The following is a 922-nucleotide window of genomic DNA, read 5'->3' on the forward strand; positions in this document are numbered from 1 at the left end:
AGGACTCCTAACAAAGTTGGGTGCGGAGTCGTCGCCAGCAGATGATGGCGCAGCCGAGAGTAACGAAGGCATGGTGGATGTCGTCGCGGATTTCCCAGCGGATGCGCAGGCGACGGAACCAGTGCAGCAGGGCGATCGCGCCTTCGACGACCCAGCGGTGAACGCCCAGACCGGAGCCGTGTTCGGCACCGCGTCTGGCGATATGCGGGGTGATCTGCAGGGCGCGTACCCGGTCGCGGTAGGTCTCGTGGTCGTAGCCTCGGTCGGCGTACAGGTGCCGGGGGCGGCGCCGGGGCTGGCCGCCCACACCTCGAACAGGCGGGATGGCTTCGATGAGCGGCAGCAGCTGGGTCACGTCGTTGCGGTTGCCGCCGGTTGTGATCGCGGCCAGCGGGATGCCGTGCGCCTCGACGATCAGGTGGTGTTTGCTGCCGGTCTTGCCCCGGTCCACCGGCAACGGGCCGGTGGCCGGCCCGCCCTTCATCGCCCGCAGATGGCTGGAGTCGACTGCGGCGCGGGAGAAGTCCAGCAGTCCCGCGCCACGTAGCTCAGCCAGCAGCAGCTCGTGCAACCGCTGCCAGACCCCGGCGTCGTTCCAGTCCCGCAGCCTGCGCCAGCACGTCATACCCGAGCCGTAGCCCAGCTCCTGAGGCAGGAACTCCCATCGGATCCCGGTGTACAGCACGAACAGGATGCCGTTGAGAACCTTCCGGTCGTCCAGCCGCGGGCGGCCGGGGCGCCGTGGGTCGCGCTTGACCTGCGGCAGCAGGGGCGCGATCCGTTCCCATAGCCCGTCGTCGACCTCCCACGGCCGGCGTGTGCTCTTCTTCGTCTCGGCAGTCTCCCACCCCCGGAAACATCAACGAAGGCTGATAAGCCTCAATTCCCGCAGGTCAGGCATACCAATTTTGTTAGGAATCCT

1 pseudogene is annotated in these 922 nt (G+C 67.4%); it reads right to left on the minus strand.

From position 1 onward, the window contains the following. Positions 1-7 precede the first annotated feature (7 nt). Positions 8-802: pseudogene (locus ABD466_RS44265) on the minus strand (IS5 family transposase); the annotation flags it as partial. Positions 803-922 lie beyond the last annotated feature (120 nt).

This window comes from Catenulispora subtropica, from assembly GCF_039531675.1.
GTDB lineage: Bacteria > Actinomycetota > Actinomycetes > Streptomycetales > Catenulisporaceae > Catenulispora > Catenulispora subtropica.